This window comes from Vibrio sp. SCSIO 43097 (assembly GCF_023650755.1).
Lineage (GTDB): Bacteria > Pseudomonadota > Gammaproteobacteria > Enterobacterales > Vibrionaceae > Vibrio > Vibrio alginolyticus.
On sequence record NZ_CP071840.1, the window covers coordinates 2863171 to 2881771 of the forward strand.

At 37.6% G+C, this 18601-nt stretch carries 20 protein-coding genes and 1 pseudogene; 7 read left to right on the plus strand and 14 right to left on the minus strand.

Annotation, left to right across the window (positions count from 1 at the left end; all coding sequences use genetic code 11):
* Window positions 1-72: 72 nt before the first annotated feature.
* Window positions 73-1215, plus strand: a complete 1143-nt coding sequence (locus tag J4N40_RS13850; RefSeq protein ID WP_053306894.1) for a flavohemoglobin expression-modulating QEGLA motif protein — start codon at window positions 73-75, stop codon at window positions 1213-1215.
* 70 nt (window positions 1216-1285) lie between these two features.
* On the opposite strand, the pseudogene J4N40_RS13855 reads toward J4N40_RS13850, so the two are convergent.
* Window positions 1286-1813 (minus strand): annotated as a pseudogene (locus J4N40_RS13855) (thymidylate synthase); the annotation flags it as partial.
* 177 nt (window positions 1814-1990) lie between these two features.
* Between J4N40_RS13855 and J4N40_RS13860 the strand changes: the two are divergent.
* Entirely contained in the window at window positions 1991-2842 is an 852-nt protein-coding gene (locus J4N40_RS13860; protein ID WP_020196700.1) for a thymidylate synthase, read from the plus strand.
* An 80-nt stretch (window positions 2843-2922) separates the two neighbouring features.
* Here the strand turns inward: J4N40_RS13860 and J4N40_RS13865 are convergent, their stop codons facing one another.
* The 7 genes from J4N40_RS13865 to J4N40_RS13895 all read right to left on the minus strand — a co-directional run bounded on the left by J4N40_RS13865 (window position 2923) and on the right by J4N40_RS13895 (window position 9655).
* A complete protein-coding gene (locus tag J4N40_RS13865; protein ID WP_020196701.1) occupies window positions 2923-3831 on the minus strand; it encodes a hypothetical protein in 909 nt (302 codons plus the stop codon).
* Window positions 3831-5624: an ORC-CDC6 family AAA ATPase gene (locus J4N40_RS13870; RefSeq protein ID WP_020196702.1), complete on the minus strand. Its 1794-nt coding sequence runs from the start codon at window positions 5622-5624 to the stop codon at window positions 3831-3833. Before J4N40_RS13870 ends, J4N40_RS13865 begins: the two co-directional genes overlap by 1 nt.
* Complete coding sequence (locus tag J4N40_RS13875) at window positions 5617-6813, minus strand: metallophosphoesterase family protein (RefSeq protein ID WP_020196703.1); 1197 nt, start codon at window positions 6811-6813, stop codon at window positions 5617-5619. Before J4N40_RS13875 ends, J4N40_RS13870 begins: the two co-directional genes overlap by 8 nt.
* Before the next feature lie 118 nt (window positions 6814-6931).
* Window positions 6932-7294 carry an HVO_A0114 family putative DNA-binding protein gene (locus tag J4N40_RS13880; RefSeq protein ID WP_020196704.1) on the minus strand — a complete coding sequence of 121 codons (363 nt, stop codon included), beginning with the start codon at window positions 7292-7294 and terminating at the stop codon, window positions 6932-6934.
* 250 nt (window positions 7295-7544) lie between these two features.
* Window positions 7545-7742 (minus strand): hypothetical protein, encoded by a 198-nt coding sequence (locus J4N40_RS13885; protein WP_020196706.1) that lies wholly within the window; start codon window positions 7740-7742, stop codon window positions 7545-7547.
* A gap of 64 nt (window positions 7743-7806) precedes the next feature.
* Entirely contained in the window at window positions 7807-9126 is a 1320-nt protein-coding gene (locus J4N40_RS13890; RefSeq protein WP_020196707.1) for a HipA domain-containing protein, read from the minus strand.
* Window positions 9116-9655 carry a hypothetical protein gene (locus tag J4N40_RS13895; protein ID WP_020196708.1) on the minus strand — a complete coding sequence of 180 codons (540 nt, stop codon included), beginning with the start codon at window positions 9653-9655 and terminating at the stop codon, window positions 9116-9118. The genes J4N40_RS13890 and J4N40_RS13895 overlap by 11 nt, the downstream gene beginning before the upstream one ends.
* Window positions 9656-9760: 105 nt before the next feature.
* Between J4N40_RS13895 and J4N40_RS13900 the strand changes: the two genes are divergently transcribed.
* The 5 genes from J4N40_RS13900 to J4N40_RS13920 all read left to right on the plus strand — a co-directional run bounded on the left by J4N40_RS13900 (window position 9761) and on the right by J4N40_RS13920 (window position 12824).
* Complete coding sequence (locus J4N40_RS13900; protein WP_020196709.1) at window positions 9761-9970, plus strand: helix-turn-helix domain-containing protein; 210 nt, start codon at window positions 9761-9763, stop codon at window positions 9968-9970.
* Between the two features lie 158 nt (window positions 9971-10128).
* Window positions 10129-11022: a hypothetical protein gene (locus J4N40_RS13905; protein WP_031829691.1), complete on the plus strand. Its 894-nt coding sequence runs from the start codon at window positions 10129-10131 to the stop codon at window positions 11020-11022.
* Complete coding sequence (locus tag J4N40_RS13910) at window positions 11015-11416, plus strand: hypothetical protein (protein ID WP_020196711.1); 402 nt, start codon at window positions 11015-11017, stop codon at window positions 11414-11416. The genes J4N40_RS13905 and J4N40_RS13910 overlap by 8 nt, the downstream gene beginning before the upstream one ends.
* A gap of 840 nt (window positions 11417-12256) precedes the next feature.
* Entirely contained in the window at window positions 12257-12466 is a 210-nt protein-coding gene (locus J4N40_RS13915; protein ID WP_005380677.1) for a cold-shock protein, read from the plus strand.
* Window positions 12467-12668: 202 nt separating this feature from the next.
* Window positions 12669-12824 (plus strand): hypothetical protein, encoded by a 156-nt coding sequence (locus tag J4N40_RS13920; protein WP_020196713.1) that lies wholly within the window; start codon window positions 12669-12671, stop codon window positions 12822-12824.
* 805 nt (window positions 12825-13629) lie between these two features.
* On the opposite strand, the gene J4N40_RS13925 is transcribed toward J4N40_RS13920, so the two are convergent.
* The 6 genes from J4N40_RS13925 to J4N40_RS13950 all read right to left on the minus strand — a co-directional run bounded on the left by J4N40_RS13925 (window position 13630) and on the right by J4N40_RS13950 (window position 18418).
* Complete coding sequence (locus J4N40_RS13925; protein ID WP_020196714.1) at window positions 13630-13788, minus strand: hypothetical protein; 159 nt, start codon at window positions 13786-13788, stop codon at window positions 13630-13632.
* A 65-nt stretch (window positions 13789-13853) separates the two neighbouring features.
* Window positions 13854-14054, minus strand: a complete 201-nt coding sequence (locus J4N40_RS13930) for a hypothetical protein (protein WP_020196715.1) — start codon at window positions 14052-14054, stop codon at window positions 13854-13856.
* 119 nt (window positions 14055-14173) lie between these two features.
* Window positions 14174-14386: a transcription antiterminator/RNA stability regulator CspE gene (cspE, locus tag J4N40_RS13935; RefSeq protein WP_005380667.1), complete on the minus strand. Its 213-nt coding sequence runs from the start codon at window positions 14384-14386 to the stop codon at window positions 14174-14176.
* A gap of 520 nt (window positions 14387-14906) precedes the next feature.
* Complete coding sequence (locus tag J4N40_RS13940; protein ID WP_020196716.1) at window positions 14907-15335, minus strand: hypothetical protein; 429 nt, start codon at window positions 15333-15335, stop codon at window positions 14907-14909.
* Window positions 15325-16257, minus strand: coding sequence for a hypothetical protein (locus J4N40_RS13945; RefSeq protein ID WP_020196717.1), 933 nt, complete (start codon window positions 16255-16257; stop codon window positions 15325-15327). Before J4N40_RS13945 ends, J4N40_RS13940 begins: the two co-directional genes overlap by 11 nt.
* Before the next feature lie 376 nt (window positions 16258-16633).
* Entirely contained in the window at window positions 16634-18418 is a 1785-nt protein-coding gene (locus J4N40_RS13950; RefSeq protein WP_250654283.1) for a hypothetical protein, read from the minus strand.
* Window positions 18419-18601: the final 183 nt, after the last annotated feature.

Here is an 18601-nt window from a genome sequence, read left to right on the forward strand (position 1 = left end):
ATCGATTGTCCGGTGATAATTTGAGCCACATCAGCATGCTTATGCTGAGCTATCTCATTTGGAGTCGACAACATGACGCAGCTTAATGACGCTATTTCTGATCAGCTACTCGCAATAGACGAAAACCTAACCCAACTGGTTGCTGATATTGATATCCTTAGTAGCGTGAATCCTCTTAATTATGCTCAAGAAAGAGAACGTTTCATTAAAAACAAATATTCTCAAGAGCCTAATTTTCAATATTCAATTACTAACGTAGATACCCACAGTGCAAAGCGACGTCTATATGAGCTACCTCTAGAAAACATTCAAGACACCCAACTGCAGAGGCTGTACGCGGATGTAATTCAGTCTTATGCAGATAAACTGGATCAAGTGAATACCATAGGTACGCAAGAGTTTCTTTATAACTCCTTACGCTATTATGGGGAACCGAGCGCCAAAGATATTGCCAACGCCCATTTCATATTGCACCTTCCTACAGAAGAAGAAAAAGAACCTCAGCACGATAGCCGTGCAATAGCACGTTTCATGCAAAATTTTGCTCAACGCAATGGGTATGAATGTGAAATACAGGTGTTGGACGGGATGTTAGCAAACGCACTAGTTTCAGGATCTCGAGTCAAAATTAACCACGCGGCGTACATCACCACTGATGAGCTGGAGGCTCTTGCACATCATGAAATGGGAGTACATCTCCTGACTACGCTTAACGGTCGTCAACAACCGCTAAAAGTCCTGAGCTTAGGTTGTCCTGCCAATACCAACACTCAAGAAGGGCTGGCTATATTATGTGAGTATCTGTCAGGACATTTCAGTATCAAGCGCCTAAGAACCTTAGCCTTACGAGTTCTGGCAGTAGAGTCGATGATCAAGGATCGCGATTTCCGCCATACGTTCATGCTATTAAAAGAACAGTATAAAGCTTCTGATCTTCAAGCATTTACAACGACTGCCCGAGTCTATCGAGGTGGAGGTTTAACGAAGGATTACTTGTATCTTAGAGGATTCCGAGAGGTGCTCAATGCCTATGATAAATTGGGCGATGACTTTTCACTATTGTTGTGCGGGAAAACAGAGCTGAAGTACTTTGAGCTTATCCGTTCATTAGTGAGTAAAGAAATATTCACTCAACCTAAGTTTATTAGCCCGGCACTGTCCACACCGATGCAGACCAACCCAATTCACCGTTATATTGTCAGTGCACTAAAATAATACCTTCTAAGTACAAAAAAGAAAAAAGCTCCATTCGGAGCTTTTTCTATATCTTGAAGAACGATACTCGTTACACTGAGAATGGGTAACGAATAGGATCGTGATGCTTGTACCCTTCAACCCAAAAGTCATCCAGTGTGACCCAAGTTTCCAAATCTTCTAGAGATTTAATCTCTGGGTTGATATGGAACGTCGGCGCTTTTAATGGCTCACGCTTCAACTGAACATCGCGCATCAGTTCAAGCTGGTCTTCATAAATGTGAGCATTCACAATCTTATGAAATGCCTGACCAGGTTTCTTGCCCGTAATTTGCGCCATAATCGCCAAGAATACGTAAACTTGAACCATATTGAAGTTTAAGCCAAGCGGTACATCACACGAACGCTGAGTACTATTCAGGTAAAGCGTATCATCCAGCAATGAAAAATGGTGACTGTACATACAAGGACGCAAGCACCCCATGTGGAACTCACCCGGGTTGTAGAAGTTCAAGATTTCACCGCGATCATCAACACCACGCGTTAAGTCATCCACTATTTTACGTAGCTGGTCAACATGACCACCATCAGGTTTCGCCCAGGCGCGCCCTTGAACCCCATTTTACCTTTTGTCACTTTTTGTTGTCCATATCACATAAAGTGACTTTCATAATCCATTATAGCCATAAGCACTTCTGTCTACCATCAAGCACCGAGTAAGAACTGGGAGTATTTTGCTCGAATAAGGGTTAGTTCCTTTGGTACAATTGAATAAAAGAAATGTAGGAATGAAAAAGTGAAACAATATCTAGATTTATGCCAGCGTATTATAGATGAAGGCGTTTGGGTAAAGAACGAAAGAACAGGCAAACGTTGCCTAACAGTTATAAATGCAGATTTGACTTACGATGTCAGTTCTGGTGAGTTTCCTTTAGTAACGACACGTAAGAGCTACTGGAAAAGCGCCATCGCAGAAATTATTGGCTACCTTCGAGGTTACGATAATGCCGCAGATTTTAGAGCACTAGGCACCAAAACATGGGATGCAAACGCAAATTTAAATGAGAGCTGGCTTGCGAATCCTCATAGAAAAGGGACAGATGACTGCGGTTTCATTTATGGAAAGGTTGCCAGAGCGTTCCCGAAACCTGATGGCGGTGATGTGGATCTTGTAAAAAAAGTTGTTAATAACCTTAGTAAAGGCATTGATGACCGTAGTGAGATAATAACATTCTATCATCCAGGTGCTTTTCATTTAGGTTGCTTACGTCCTTGTATGTACAGCCACCATTTCTCAATTTTAGGCGACACTCTGTATCTAAACAGTACACAACGTTCTTGCGATGTACCGCTCGGCCTAAACTTCAATATGGTTCAATGCTACTTTTTGTTAGCGATCATGGCTCAAATTACAGGCTTAAAAGCGGGAAAAGTTTTTCACAAAATAGTAAATGCACACATATACGAAGACCAATACGAGTTGATGCGTGATGTACAACTTAAACGTAAACCATTGAAATCGCCAACATTCCATATCAATCCAGAAATTAAATCTCTAGAGGACTTAGAAACGTGGGTTACTCTTGACGACTTCAAAGTAGAAGGTTATGAACATCACGAACCAATAGCTTACCCATTCTCAGTATGATTATTGCAGGCCAAGATCGCCAATCTTGGCCTGCAATAATATTGACGTAGTCGAAATATTGAACATCAAAGAATGCTAATTTATATTCTTAAGCTAAGTTCATACATATGCCCACTAGAGCGACGATCAACTGGTACTTCATTGTGTTCTGAAGATACTCTCCAAATAGGTAAAGAGTAATCCATTTCCTTACTAAGAATAACACATAGCGCACTTAAGATCTTGGGACCTAAAGGGACAACAATAGGTCTAGACACTTCAGAAATTGCAATTAATAATTCTCTCAGATTTAAATAACTAACATAAGGATTACATACATCATATTCAAATATGCAGTTTTTTGATGTACTTTCAATTAACGACTTATTATTTGAATAAATATCATCTTCAAAGCGAGAATCTATAGACTTAGGAATCAACAGATATTGTTGTTCTGTATCTAAGTAATTGCTGATCCCAATTGCTTTCCCTAGTTCATATCCCAATCCTAATACAATCGAACTAGGTAATTCAATATCGCCCATAGAGCCTGATAATGATTCAATTATAGGACCAATTTTTCTTATTGGTGATATTTCCTTCGATGGAGAACTATACTCAGCCAGTTCATAACAAATCCTAATGGTAGAACCTTTCTTTAAATTCTCCATTAACAACATAAGAATTGTTGCTAAGCGAGTGCGACTCATCACTGTTATATCCAATAAACAATTTATTTGTCTATTTGCCCAATCAGTGTTAATTATAGAATGGAGCTTCTTAAAAAGTTCTTGATCATTTTCTTCGATAATATTAGCATTTACTTCCTGATAGAAACTATAGTTCGATTTATAACTGTATGCAGATGTATGCTCTCTATATCCAACTGCTATTATACTGTTGAGGTTATCTTTAACAGAATTACACGTTGTAATAGCTCTACTTTCATAGCCTAGCCCTACTATAGCTAGATCATAATAGTTTACAGTAGTTCCTTTTAATACTTTCATTACAAGTCCAACCCCAACTGTTTAGAGTTCTCAAAACCATATGCATTAACTAATGTAATTGTTGAAGCACTAATATTATTAACATCCATTATTTTATTTAATTGAATTTTCTTTTGCTTTGTAAGTAGCAACCCATAATGATGAGAAAATAAATAAGAAAGCCTGCATGTTAAAACCTTATCCATCGAAGATCCGATACCATTATTATCAGGGGTTTTTACCGAAATCATGGCTCCCGCATTCAATGCAAAACCTATTGCATCTCTTAAATCTGATGGTGTATTTTCGTCAATAACTAACATACCTTTAGGCTCTGGATTAAATCTTTCTCCATATATTTCATCTTTAAAATAGTTTGCTATCAAATCTACAAGATTGTAAATATTATTTACTCGAACATCACTCGAATCAACAGCTATAGTACTTAGTAACGATCTAAATGAATCAAAATATGTTTCTAGTCCCGATATTTGCTCAGAAATAGAAACTAAACCTTTTTCCTTAATTATTGGAATAAACATATTCATAATCCCTATCAACATTCTAGGATTATATTCTGTAGATTTACATATATTTTCAAAACCAGCATAATAGTCAGCAGCTCTTCTACGCGGTTTTAATTTACCATTTTCTTTTTTACTATGATCTCTAAGATAAGATATAAATTTAATCTTCCTGAACTGAGATTGTTTTTCCTTCGCTTCGATATAGCTTAACCCATTCAGATTTCGATTATTTAAATACTGTTCAAACCCAACATCTTTTGCAACTAGAGAATCAAAAACAGCATCAATATCAATATCTTTTGGCTTTTCAAAACAGCTATCTATCGATTCATATATCGATTTTTTAATAAACAAATTCAGACATAGCTCTTTACAAAACTTAATACCTTCACTTTCAGAAAGTTCAGTTAAGTTAATATAGCTCAAATCTTGATCTTTCATTGAACTGTCTGGCGAGTTCGTAACATCAACTCCTTTATGATACGGAGACAATGCTAACTTAAGAATTATATCTGGATGACCACCTCTCATACTATTTATAAGAGGTTGAACTATTTCGTCAGGCGCTAGCTCTAACTCATCAAACAAAAATGCCCATTTTTTACCATCTTCATTTAAATATGTATTAATAATAGATATAGATGAATCTAATATACTTTGTATTTCACCATAAACAACATTTGGTCTTAGAACACTCGAACCAACAATTAGAGAGTTATTAAGGTACTTAGAAACAAGATTCTTTTTGATCACAATACTAGAAATCAAACTTTTCAAAGAATTAATTCTAGGTTCAACGCACCAAAGAGTAGATAGTTCTTTTACTAATTCAGACTCGTCAGACTTTTCCAAAAACACATGTCTATATTTATTTTTCTTTTCTGTAACACGGCAAGTTCTAAAGCTAACAGTCATTGCTAGTTGTTGAAGAATATGGTAAATAAACTGAGAATTAAGAACTCTCAGGTCTTCTTTTGATTTAATTCTCTTACTAGTGTTTTCAAATTGGGTTTTCCACACTCGATCTGTTGGAATGAACACTCCAGAGAAGTCAATCAAATTTCTAAATTGTTCTGCAACCTCATTTTCCCATAGCTCCAAAGATCTAACTTCGAGCATTCTCATTAATGTTGTTTTACCACTTCCTCGTGGACCCATCATAATAGTATGGCTAGATGATGCTAATCTATTATAATATTCATTAATAATAAATGTATTACATAACTCGGCAGTAGATGTGTTTTTCGCATTAATTGACTCGTTTATACTTGGTGTATAGTTATTCATAACGCTTACCAACTTCAGTTATTTCACCAGAAAATTCACGAGATATCATAAAACCATTTTTTTCTAAAAGTTTTTCTAAACGCTTAAACTCAAAAGGGGGTAAATTAAATATTTTATCTCTAAATTCATTTAATTCATCACCTTCAAGAAAGGAGTTAGATTCATTAATTTTTGACTTCAAGTGATTTAATATTTGTTCTGGAGTATAGAGTGACCCAAAACCACCACAAGCAGGAAGGTTATGGGATTTGGAAGGCTGCCATTGATGTAACTTATTCGATTCATAAGTTTCAAATCTTCCTACAACCTTTCCATTTTGGCTGCTTTTATCGATATCAATTTCAAGCAAGTAAAACTGATTGGATGTTCGGCTATCTATTGAGTCATATAAAACCGCAGATAAACTACCTGCTGATAAAATGGTAGGAGGTGTAGAAGTTCGTGAGTTTCCGTAGCTTATAGTCGCATAGTGTTTATGACCATGTATAATCAACCAAGGACCTATGTCAGCTGCCTCTATATTTGATAGCAAATAGTCGGCTCCTTCCATAGCCTCGCCATCATAGCTTACATCAACATAATCCATTTTTTGTGGATGATGATGACAAATTAAAAGATTTAACGGCTTGGATTTAACATCTTCTTGACTAAGCCTATCTTTGATTTGTTTGCTAACCTCTAAAGCAACTCTCCCGTGCCTAAACTCACTTCCAAATCCATGATAAGCACTACTATTTATTGATATACAGTTATAGTTTTCAGACTGAGTCAACTCCCAGTTCCATGCCCAAAAATGTGTGTTTTTATAATAGTCATTGAAAGGAAAAGGGGGATCTGTGAATTGAAGCTCATGCTTCGGAGAAAAGCCACTAGGGTTTGATTCATCTGATGGACGGGATTGATGGTCATGGTTTCCTGGAACACACAATACATCATCGATAGAAAGTTCACTTGCCAACGCATTTAGAAAGCTCCATCCAGCTTTAAACGTCTCCTTACATCCCTTATTACCGATGTCTCCAGCACATACAAGGATATCAATTTTTCTTTCAAGTTGTTTCAAGTACTCTATCAATGCCTGCCCATAGATATTGGGAGTACCGTTAACAATGAGCTTTGTATCAAGCTCGTGCTCCTGACTAGTCCCTACATGTAAATCTGAAACCACCAATATGCTTAATTTATTCATCTCAACGCATTTTTCTTAATACAACTGTATGCATTATAAATGCCCCCCACTTGAGAAGACTACCTCGTGAGTCGGATTTCTTGGTGTTGCACTCCATTTCTAGCTATTAAATTGTAATTTAAAGTTGAAGGGAGCTGCCCATAACGATCTCGAACGTTGTAAACAACGCTATCGGTCGAGATTGACTTCCCTTCTTCTCTATATGAGCAAACCCCTTGGACGAAAGTGCTTCAAGAGTACGGTTAACATCGTTGATAGCACGCCCACTCATTTCAGCAAGTTCATCAAGACTGTTTGGTTTTTCGCGAGCAATCAAATTCAGTAGTTCAATATTTTCGTTAGACAACAGTCGTGAAAGCGCAGCTAGTGACTCAAACAAAAAAAGAGGGTAAGACTCTTCATGCCTCACTTTTCCTTGTGCAATGCGAATCACTCGATTACGTGCAATCTCTTCTGATAGAATTCCGATTTTTGCCTTCATACAATCCTCACTCCTAAAATTTATCATCTAAATCGACTGAATAGTCGCCGACGTTCACTCATCCAATTATTCTTTCATTTTTTGAGAAGTAATGACTGATTCATCTGTATGCTGCTGTATGTCTTTTTCGAGCGAGTTTAGAAAGCGCTCAATGTCTGGTTCTCACAAGAAGGTTTCGATAGCTCACTACTTTTATCTTTCTCATCTTTCTCATCTTTCTCATCTTTCTCATCTTTCTCATCTTTCATTGCTAACTACTCCCGTTTTTTATTGATGCAATCACCTTCAATATATCTGTAGTGATAGCTGGGCATTTGTCGTTCATAAAAACCGTTACTTCATCACCAAATTTCATAGTTACAATACCGTTCTTATCGACACTTAGCAGAGCAAAAGACTGCTGCAAATCAAGAGTCGTATTATTTTCTTGAGCAGTGCTGCCTGTCATATATCCCCCATCATTGGATCGGAAGTATGTTTGCAAAAAGAGTAACAATTGTTACCCGCGATGTTTATTTGATTGTTCTGTTCAACTTCTCAACGTTTTCGGTGGAATGTTGAAATATTGCGTCCTTTACTAACGCAAATTCCGCTGCTGGAAACTGTTTGTCTATTGAGCTGAGTGCGTTACTAAATTGAGCGAGAAAGCCAGATACGACCTCGTGGCATTCATCATTGCTGATATCGAACTGACTAGCGGTCTGCTCTATATGTCGTAAGTAAATCTTGTTGATGTTGTATTTATATCCTTTAGATGCTTTCAGGCCGATCGATAACTTTAGTTTTCGCTTATTTAATCCTTTGGGACCTACAACAGGATAAGCTGATAGCAAATCGTAGAACGGTGTAAGCTGATAGTGTCCTTCTGGATCAATATGCACTGAAAAGTTTTTGAGATGACCATCGGTAGCACCAAGAAGATACTGTAATATCATAAACTTAAAAAAATCATGAGTATTTACATTGCTTTCCGCTGAGAAATTTAAAACATCAGCAATGCTGGTGATTCCTAACCCATTCTCCGATTGATATTTTCGATGTTCAGGAACGCCAAGAATCTGGCAAAAGTCTTCTTGATGCCTGCAAGATACGCTCCTTTCACCAAAACTCCTGTCAAACCGCTCGACAGCAAGTGCTTTAGCTCCTGATTCAGTCGCTATTATCTCGACATTGGGTACTTTAAATCCAAGCTCTTTGGCTATTTGAGTGCAGATGAATTCGTTCTCAATGCTGCTACTCATATCTAGTACAGAGCTACTTTGAGTAATCGCATCCATCGGATACTTGATAATGTGGCTGCTAATTGATTTACCTTGGGGTACATACCATTTGCCATTCAACTTCATCAGTGTTGTTTTTCTCTGTGTCCCCGAAATACACGGACGGTAATCAACAAAGAAAGGAAGAAATGACTTACGGTTAGTTACAAGTTCATCTAACTCACTTGTAGAGATCTCTCGGTATTCCCATCCTATGCTTAGAGGTTCCTTGCTGTCGGTAAACATAACGCCACCGATGCAATCGTGACCAATTTTAGAGAGTAAAGTGAGTGCATCGACGGATTGCACACCCACTGAGTGCGCGAGATCTAGTCGGTCTTCCATTACGTCAGGAAGGAGATTATTTATAAAATTCAATACATTAAACGATGAATTCTCACCTTTTATTAGTGGCAGGCTAAGCGAAATCGGGAAGGCTGAATCGTGTGCTAACCATTCATCAGAATATGAGAATGACAAGTTGTTCTTCGACTGTTGAATGAACTGCCCAACGAGCATGCCGTTGTTTGTGGCATATACGTAAAGTATAGAGTTGTACAAATTAACTCCCATTCTCTACTGGTTGCTTTATGTTTTTGTAGAAGGTAATGGCATTTTCTACAGCTAGCATTTCCGCTTTGATATCCAATCTACAATTGTCATGCTCGGATATATATTGGTCTAAACACGGCCGAAGTTCTGAGTGTTGAGCACACAACTGATTGAAATGCTTCCATGCCCTTTTATGAAGAGAATAGGACTCTGACAGAGCTGACTGTTTATCTTGCAAAATCGTCAAGAGACTTTCTCTCTTGAGAGAAAGATAATTCGAATCCTCACTATAATTGTCGTAATCAACAACCTCCCAGTCGATATGGTTAAACATAAAACCTTTGGAAAACATCTCATCACCATGCTTATCGAAACCGCACGAAAGGACTGCGCCGATAAACGACATTTCCTTCAATTTTTTTTCGACGTATTCATCCGATAAGTATTCTTTTTCATCACTGTCTAATGGAAAGGACTTTAAGTCGTTAGCTGAGAAATGTTCATTGTTATAAATAGCGAGAAATAACTCTTTTCTGATTTTTATCTTCATCTGATCAAAAATTAATCAATTACACCAATTATGAGGATTATAATCCGTGGCCATATAAGCCGCAAGCATGCATTGTTCAAGAAATTAATTTCATAAATAAAAAACATGAACACGAAACTTGCCGAAGCTGTAGGCCAACGTATTGTAAAAGTTAGAAAATCCAGAGGCTTACCTCAAGAAAAACTCGCGCTACTCGCAGAGATAGACAGAAGCTACATGAGTCGTATCGAACGCGGTAAAATCAATATCACGCTTGAAAAATTGTATAAGATTGCAGAGACCTTGGAATGTGATGTCAAGGAGCTTCTGCCCTAAGGTCTAACAGCTTAGTTTCATTTTTACTGAAAATATGAGGAAGATGTTGAATGAGGATCTTCTCAGAACAAAAAGTTATGAAGCTTTTTGAATTGGCCGATAGATAGATTCATGCATCATATGCTACGTTTTGTACAAACGACATAAAGAGCTAAAAAATGAGCAACTTACAGTTTGGGATAAAAATAGACTACTCGAGAGATGAAGAAAACTCGTCTCGTGTTTTTCATGCGATGGGAGACCTCATAGATGGCATAAATGAAATGCAGCAAGCAGTTATTGACTCGACAGGCTTGCAATTGCGCTTATCTTCTAAGCTCTCTCGTACAATTGAAGGTTCTGTAGTTGGCGTTCAAAATAATTCATTAAAAAATACGGATGGAACAGCTTACGAAAAAGACAACTTTTTACTTAAGGTTCAAAAGAAGATAGAGAGTTTTTTGGGCAAACCTGCTGAACATAACACTCGAGAACCTTTTAAGAATCTAGCAAATGAACTTCATAAAGAAGTAGTTGATTCATTTGAAAATGATGCCAGCTCTGCTTTAAAAATCACCCATATAGATGATTACCGAATAGCTAAAGGTGCGGAAAAAGCTCTGAATGCAATAAGAATCCAACTAACAGAACAAGATAAAGTATATGTTGGTATCGGTGATAAAAGTGTAGAGCCAAATAAAAGGATTGGCAAAAGTATCTCAATTAGCAAGAGTGTTGATGAAATATACTCTTCCGAGAAAGACTTTCCGCATGAAAAAATTGCTTTAGAAATAGTAAACGCTGCTTTTAGTGGGAATACATGGCGATTTAAGTGGCTTTGCAAAGTAACGGGTAGACAAGAATTTAGTGCAAAAATCACACACGCAGATTGGCTAGAAAACTGGTTTAACCGACAAGTAACAATACTTCCTGGTGATGGCTTACGAGTAGATCTTAGAGTGTATATGACCGACAAAATGAAGCGGGTCAGGCACGAGATTGAGGCCGTTCACGGAGTAATTCCTCGCACAGAAATGATGCAATTGTTAATGGACGATCAAGAGAATGCTTAGCCGTGCTATTAATGAGCTAGTATTTATAATCCTCCCTTTTATCGCAGTGCTGATGTTTCGTTTAGCAGAAGGTAGCGCGACTGAACTTTTTTATATCTCAGATCCTGCTATCGCATCATGCATAATGTGGGGTCAGCTTGCAGCCAGGTATGAGGCTTTAAAGGGCTATAAGGGAGAGAACGCTGATAATTTTGTTCTGTTTACAAATTTATTGCGGTTAGTTGCCTCCGTAGCTCTGATTTTGTATGTGTTATTACTGACAAAAGAACTTGGTTTTTGGTGGCATGTTGTTAAAAATATATTCTTCGCATTTACATTGTTTAGTTATGCATTCTTATCTCATTTAGCTTTCTCCATGCAAGCTAAAATAGCAAGTTTGTCGTCCGATACATGAGTAGTCATTACACCCACAATTACTAAAAGCAGGCTTTGCTTTTTAGTTCTTCGAGTTTAACTAAGGTAAAAATGCTTGGAGTAACAACAAGCAGTATTCCTGGGCTAAAGTGCTTTTGTGCAAAACAGAGCTAGGCACGGCAGCTAGCTCTTTTTTGGACATTTCTGAGTTACCCCTTTACCTAAATTAGCACTTCATGGATTACCAATGGTATTACAAGATATCTATTCTAGTGACTAAATTAACTATGCCACTATACTGGTGCAGCTCAAGATAAGATATATGATTACAGGAGACATAGGGGGCTATGTCTCCTATTCAAACATTTATTTTCTTCGTTTTTTCAGGTTAGTAAAGTACTCATCAAGGTCTGCTACATCTTTTTCTAATTCATCAATATCTGGAAATGCGCCAGCAACTTCCTCTGCCATATCATGTCCGTGCAGTTTTGCGTTACGATGATCTACCCCGTCAGCAAGCCGTTGGACAAAGGCGAGTTTGGCAGCCGCAAGCAAGTCTCTCTCAAAAAAGGCCGTTTGGCAGTATTGATTTATTGCTTAATGTTCCCAACTGCAAAACGTCGGAATCAAGATGAACCCTTTGTGATAAAATGCGTTTGAATAGATGATATAAAAATTAATTTAAAATAAAGGTATATTTTTTTTAATTAATCTGTATAGTGGTCTTTGCTCTGACACAGAGTTGTTTCAAGATAAAATATAAAGAAAGTTTTCCAGCGTCATCCCTAGCAAGTTTCTCTCTGTAATCTCCTTAATGCTCTATCCTAAAATAATACCTATGTTCAGTGCACCTTAATTTTAATTTTATAAGGGGCATAATATGTCTAATCAAGTAATTGGTACAGTAAAGTGGTTTAACGAAACTAAAGGTTTTGGTTTTATTTCTCAAGAAAATGGCGATGATTTATTTGTTCATTTCAGAAGCATTTTAGGCGATGGCTTTAAGAAGCTTATTGAAGGCGAGCAGGTTTCCTTTACTGTAGGTAAAGGTCCTAAAGGCCTTCAAGCAGAAAATGTAACGACTATTTAGTCTTACAATTGAATTTACACTGCCTCGTCATACGCCTGGCGAGGTAGTTGCTCTGACAAAGATTTGTTTCAAGATAAAATATAAAGATAGTTTTCCAGCGTAATCCCTAGCAAGTTTCTCTCTGTAATCTCCTTAATTACCTATCCTAAAAATACTTATGTTCAGTGCACCTTAATTATAATTTTTTATAAAGGGGCATAATATGTCTAATCAAATATTTAATAATGAGAATAGAAATAATAAAAACAAATCTATTCAAAATAAAGAAACATCAATACATAAAAAAATAAAGATGAATAGCCTTCTCCAAAGGATTGCTAACGGTGAGACTGGTGTTGTTTTGGAGGAACTACTTTGAAAAATCACGGTAGAAAGAAGATCTGGTTTAAGTTAAAAAAGTGCGAATCATACACTAAAAAAATTTTATTATATTGAATGTAAGGTTTGTACAAGGTTGCTCATAGAAAGACTATGCTCTTCAACAGATGAGCTTTGGAAATAGCAACAACGAAATATCTGGGGCACACATCATATTATGACAAGTGGAACGTTAAGTTGCTTAAACTGTAGAAGCGATGAAACATACTCGTAGTGCTCAGGTTTGTGAGATGAGGTAATAACCATTCTATGATGGTTTTTTGCCGTCCATACTCCTTGATAATCAGTTGCTTGCCTAGTCCAGCTTTTAGGCAGAAACCAAGTCAGTTCGAACGTTTAAGCGTGAAACAATGCCATATTGAAAGCATCACACCACTACGTCTCCTCAAAAGGAATAGGACCATGCCGACCTAAAACACACCGTGATGGATAGCGAAACTATCTTCATGAAAAGTCTAACGAACGCCAAGCGCTCAGCTGAGCATCATGCGCCAGAGGGTGCAATACTAATTAAGATTAGAGATTTAATGGATCAGATGCTAAGTCGAATAACGCTTGATGCTTGATGATAGCTGGGTAGATAGCTGTGAAGACTGACGTTGGTTAGCAATCATGATTCGTTTTTCGTAGTAGCCTTTGACACAGTTTGGATTGTTTGTCTGACAAGGTTTGCTCACGATTAAGTTGATCTCGTAAACTTGTCAGCATGTCTCGGTCCAAGTTGCTCAGCTTTTCGGAATGTAAGAGGAGTGTCGTATTGATAAGCTCAGAGAGGTTTCGTGAACTCATAGTCCCCACTCTTTATCCCACTTTTTTTGTTCTTCAATCTCTTCTATGCGTTTGCGAACACCCATTTTTTTCAACTCTTCTGGTATTCGTTTAGTCCCTTTCTGATTAATACTAAATTGCTTCTGCTTTTGTGTCGGTTTAGGTAACTTGCTCATATATCATCCTATTGATGCTAAGAAAGATGATTTTATTCAGATTAGAATAAAGCCATTTCAATTCATTATCTCTTATTAATGTATCGTTCCGCGTTTGCAAAAAGTTTATCGCATGCTTTTTTCTGTGCTAAATATTCTGATGAACTTTCAGTCATAGAGTCGAGAATTTCTTTCGCTTCTTGATATTCTTTTACCATCGCGGCGAATCGTTCTTCGAAGTTGTTTTTCTGTGTTTTCTTGCTTGATTTTCTTACTGGTTTTCTCATATTGCTTCTTATCTTATCGATCCAAAAATTTATTTTATTCGTATTTCGAACGTTCAGAATCTTTATTAAAAAATAAAGTAAAAAAGTCTCCTCGACAGAAGAGACTTTTTATAAATATCTTACACTAACGTAACATTATCCGCTTGAGGACCTTTGTTACCTTGTTCAACAACAAAAGAAACCTTTTGGCCTTCAGATAATGTTTTGAAGCCATCACTAACAATTGATTTGAAGTGAACAAATAGGTCAGAACCGCCGTTATCAGGAGTGATAAATCCAAAACCTTTGGATTCATTAAACCATTTTACTAAGCCTGTTGATTTATTTGACATAATATATCTCGATACATTGATTAAGTTAAAAAGAAAGCTACTAAATAAGGAATGAAGAAAAAGGTATCGCAGGATAAATATGACGAATTTAATCGAATAAAAACTGAGAAGATCTTGAACTAAATATTTTACTAATAGCTCATCGTTTGAGCTTCTGACACTATACACTATATGAACATAATAGATATCTATTTCTTGATTGATTTTTATTGTCCATAAAATCAATGACATAAAAAGTGAAAGGCTGAATTGAAATCAACAGCATCATTAAAAATAATTATTGCAAAACAGATATTCGATACAAGCATGATCCCTAATTCTAACTTTGAATGGGGCATAAATGAGCCAGCACAGATCTAGCTGGCTCGAAGATGGACAAAACCTTGTCAGTGCCTTCTCTAATTTAGAAAGCTACGAATAATCACAGGTATTGCAAAGTTGTTGTGAAGGGCTAGTGCGATGAGCAACATCGCACCAGAAAAGTATTGGCTGGGTTCGGATTAAGTGCCGTTAAGTTCAATCATCGAGCTTTAACGTACATCAAGTGCACTCCTGTTGGAGTGACTTTTGTTAAATCTCGGCTGTATACGTACCCATATTTTTCTAACAAGTCGATAGAGTGATATGTCCAGCCAGCAGCAAATGCCACGCCTGCCAATGCAAAATAAATACTAATTTTGTTAGCTAACTGCATAGCTCTTTGAGAATAAAGTTCATTAATCTTCTTCCCATATAGCAATGCTTTAGGTGTCATAAAAAGCACACACACTAAAGCCCCAAAAACACCAACAGGAACCCACAAGGTAATAACGGAAACTTGCACAGTATCGGCTCGATTCAATAGCTCAAGGTAATCCAAATAAACGCTATAAGAAGGATAAAACCAACACAACAGCATTAGTGAAACAAAAAATAAGCCAGCCAAACGGATTTTAGTTTTATATCGCACTTTCTAACCTTTCAACTATCGTTTGAGAAATTTTGTATTCGCCCCAAGCCCATTCAATTAGAAGATATGTCGCTGTTACAGCAATTGCACCGATAATTATCGGTTGACCTAAGACAGCAGCAGCAAACAATGCGGCTTCACCAACTGCGCTTTGGAGCATAAATTTGAACATGTCAGAGCCAACATTCCCAAACCAATCCACTAGGTGGTAATCATCTTTGAACACTAGGTCACTAGTAGCAATACTCGCCGATACAACAAACGTTAAAACTCCTGCACCTTTAAAGTTTGCAACCCTAGATTTCGGGCTAAAACCAGTTTGCATTGCTTTAAATGAATTAAGCGGGTATTTTTTTCCGTTCATGTTGATACGAGAGCCATTCACTAACGCATGTTTGAGTACTTTCCCGTTCTGATCTGTCCCATTGAATGCGACAAAGATTTGTCCTCTGCTCTCAACAAGATCCGCCTTAATGTTCATATCCCCGAATTGCTTAGCAATAGACGCGGCGTCAAACATCGGCTCTGTGTGGTTGAACCATGATTTTGCTGTATTAATACTCGCTGCAAGAGCTGCAACGTCTTTACCAGAATCTAGCCAAACGTTATGCAATATCTTGTGCGCATCTTCTAAATCAGTAATAAGTACATGCTGATGATTCTTCGCCATTTCATCGTCAAGTGAACACTGTAGCCCGATAGAATCGCTTAGAATTTGAGGCGTTTTTAAACCTTGAGAGATTTGACCTAATCCAGCCTCTTGTCTATCTCTAAGAACCCTCTCTCTAATTTCTGCCCATCGCTTTTCATCGCTCGCGGTATACCTCAACTCTTCCTGACGCTCTCTACGTTGGCGAGCTGCTCGCTGTCTAGTTGTTTCTTGTCTTTCTTTTGGGGCTACAGGAGCGGATTCATATCTCATGGAAGTCGGTTTTACTGATAAATAAAAACGATAATAACAATATTTTCAAGTATTTATCATCCACAAGAAGACAATCTGATGATTTAACCAATCAAATAGGCAATCTGACAGGCTAAATAAGTATAATGTAGACTCAATCGTGTTGAGTTGCATTCTATCGAATAACTTTTTGTAGGATAAAATGAACGAAACAGATCTTGTAGAGTGTTTGGTCTAGCGAGTTTTGGGGCATTTTCGTGTTTCATGCCCCGTCAGCACACTGTTGGACATTTCTGAGTTAGCGATGTTGCTAAATTAGCAATCAATGAATGAGTTTAAGTATGGAAAAATCGCTTAACTCAGTGCCCAGTACTTAAAGGTACAGATCAACAGCTTGTTATAACTTTCTAACAAACAGCTCTGAGTTCTTCTTCAATTTTCGGTCTAACTTTATGCCAACCTCTCCTTCATTACAGGTATCTACTCCCTTACCATTAACTTGCAAGGATTCGACTTTAGCTCTTGAATAATCTCCTTGTTTTCTTACGATCAAGGTGTCGCCTACAGCTAGAGTTATATCATTTAAATTTACGATAGCAACTTGACCGTTCATGAAGAGTTCTTGAGGAACACCAATAGATACTAGGTCTGTAGGCTCTAGAGTAATTAGCCCTGTTTTAAAAAGTGATTCTCTAACATCTGATTTTTGCAAAATCCCGTCTTCAATCAGGAAATATGCTTTATAAAGATCGTATGTGGTTAAAAGCCCTCGCTTATCGTGGCCTGCATCTTTGACTTGATTCTCGGTAAACGGGGGGGTGGATCTCGATTTTGGTGGCATGTATCGCTGGTGATTGACAATATATAGTCCGAACACATCAAATTTTCCTCGTTGCTCGGCGCGTCTATACCTAATCTTGCTAATTTGAGAGCAGTCTTTGTCTGTCGATGTACCTCCAATGCCTTTAATCTCGATGACTAAAAACCGATCCCCACAATCAACCTGAATATCCTCTTCAAGAATATCTGGATTTGTATCGTCAAAGTTAACTACCGACTCAAACTCCAACCACTTGAGATAATGTTCAATCGACGATACTAATGCATCACCAGTTTCAGAAATTAAATCTGTCAGAAACTTGAACTCACTCTTTAATTTGAGCAGAGAGTTCTCGTTTTCAGTAATATCTTTGACGTATTTTTCCTCTATATCGGCCTTTTCTTGCAATAACTCGCTCTCTCCAGGCAACAAATAGTCCCCACTTTCTAACCAGCCGAATTCACCATGAAATGGGAATATATCTGGCATTATTTCTGGTAGGTATGTCTTAAGGAGACTAGCAACAAAGCTTCCTTTGTTCTCAATGTCTGGGAAGACTAATACCAGTGACTCGTTTTGGAAATGCGCGTAACTTACAATTTCATCTCTTTCATTAAGTAACAGTGGTATAAAATTACGGTCTTTCTGGTACTTTCCGTCCTCCCAAACATCAGGGTGGTTAAACACACTTCGGTACTCAATTCCATCTAAGTGTTGATTAAACAGCGGAGATAGTTTTGAGCCTTTTTCTGGGAGGGCAACCTTACGGCCATGTCGGTTTTTAGAGCCAGAAAAGCCTTTATAGAATGTATGGTTAGAATATGACTCTCGGCGTGTAATACTAGCCTCGTATGCTGTTATTTCTACAAATTGGTATTCAGAAGAAATTGCACTCCCGCAAAATGCGATCACTATTGCCTTCTTCCATGCCAGCTCATTTATTTCATCAGAAACGATATTAATGGATAATGGCCTAGGGTCGAAAACTTGTTCGGGGTATATGCTAAGCAAGGCATGAGCTTTGTTTCCAGTTGTATTTTTTAGGCTATGCAGGCTAGCATCAAAATCTTCTGATTTCTCAACAGTCAGATCCAACATAACGATGTCAAATTCATGTAGATTGCTAGGATAGTCATGGTGCAGCTTCAGGAGTTTTTCTTCATGACGTTTGTTCGCAACTTTCACAGTTGAACCGAAACTAGCAGTTACATAGTTAAACCTTAAGTTTTCCAGTTCTTTTTCTACATCTTCCTCGAAATCAAAAAGGCATATCATGGGATGTTTGTGGGGTTCTTCCACAACTACGGCAGTCACTTCTTCTATGGACTCATCCTTGCTTTTTGATTTGTGTATTTTGAACATTACCACTCCTACTGATGTGAATTCTGACTCGCTGATTTCTTTGAGATATGACGCTTTTTAGACAGAATCTTTCTGCTTTTGCTTTCGGACTATCTTGCTACTATCACGTATGCAACTCAAGCAATATAAGCACGTTATGTGATTGTTGGCCTTGCATGACGGAAAGAGTCCACCTGAAACTCT

Bases quoted from the DNA above. Each gene is read 5' to 3' on its own strand.
- J4N40_RS13850 (WP_053306894.1), top strand. From the start codon at position 73: ATGACGCAGCTTAATGACGCTATTTCTGATCAGCTACTCGCAATAGAC.
- J4N40_RS13865 (WP_020196701.1), bottom strand. From the start codon at position 3,831: ATGAAAGTATTAAAAGGAACTACTGTAAACTATTATGATCTAGCTATA.
- J4N40_RS13870 (WP_020196702.1), bottom strand. From the start codon at position 5,624: ATGAATAACTATACACCAAGTATAAACGAGTCAATTAATGCGAAAAAC.
- J4N40_RS13875 (WP_020196703.1), bottom strand. From the start codon at position 6,813: ATGAATAAATTAAGCATATTGGTGGTTTCAGATTTACATGTAGGGACT.
- J4N40_RS13880 (WP_020196704.1), bottom strand. From the start codon at position 7,294: ATGAAGGCAAAAATCGGAATTCTATCAGAAGAGATTGCACGTAATCGA.
- J4N40_RS13885 (WP_020196706.1), bottom strand. From the start codon at position 7,742: ATGACAGGCAGCACTGCTCAAGAAAATAATACGACTCTTGATTTGCAG.
- J4N40_RS13890 (WP_020196707.1), bottom strand. From the start codon at position 9,126: ATGGGAGTTAATTTGTACAACTCTATACTTTACGTATATGCCACAAAC.
- J4N40_RS13895 (WP_020196708.1), bottom strand. From the start codon at position 9,655: ATGAAGATAAAAATCAGAAAAGAGTTATTTCTCGCTATTTATAACAAT.
- J4N40_RS13900 (WP_020196709.1), top strand. From the start codon at position 9,761: ATGAACACGAAACTTGCCGAAGCTGTAGGCCAACGTATTGTAAAAGTT.
- J4N40_RS13905 (WP_031829691.1), top strand. From the start codon at position 10,129: ATGAGCAACTTACAGTTTGGGATAAAAATAGACTACTCGAGAGATGAA.
- J4N40_RS13910 (WP_020196711.1), top strand. From the start codon at position 11,015: ATGCTTAGCCGTGCTATTAATGAGCTAGTATTTATAATCCTCCCTTTT.
- J4N40_RS13915 (WP_005380677.1), top strand. From the start codon at position 12,257: ATGTCTAATCAAGTAATTGGTACAGTAAAGTGGTTTAACGAAACTAAA.
- J4N40_RS13920 (WP_020196713.1), top strand. From the start codon at position 12,669: ATGTCTAATCAAATATTTAATAATGAGAATAGAAATAATAAAAACAAA.
- J4N40_RS13925 (WP_020196714.1), bottom strand. From the start codon at position 13,788: ATGAGCAAGTTACCTAAACCGACACAAAAGCAGAAGCAATTTAGTATT.
- J4N40_RS13930 (WP_020196715.1), bottom strand. From the start codon at position 14,054: ATGAGAAAACCAGTAAGAAAATCAAGCAAGAAAACACAGAAAAACAAC.
- cspE (WP_005380667.1), bottom strand. From the start codon at position 14,386: ATGTCAAATAAATCAACAGGCTTAGTAAAATGGTTTAATGAATCCAAA.
- J4N40_RS13945 (WP_020196717.1), bottom strand. From the start codon at position 16,257: ATGAGATATGAATCCGCTCCTGTAGCCCCAAAAGAAAGACAAGAAACA.
- J4N40_RS13950 (WP_250654283.1), bottom strand. From the start codon at position 18,418: ATGTTCAAAATACACAAATCAAAAAGCAAGGATGAGTCCATAGAAGAA.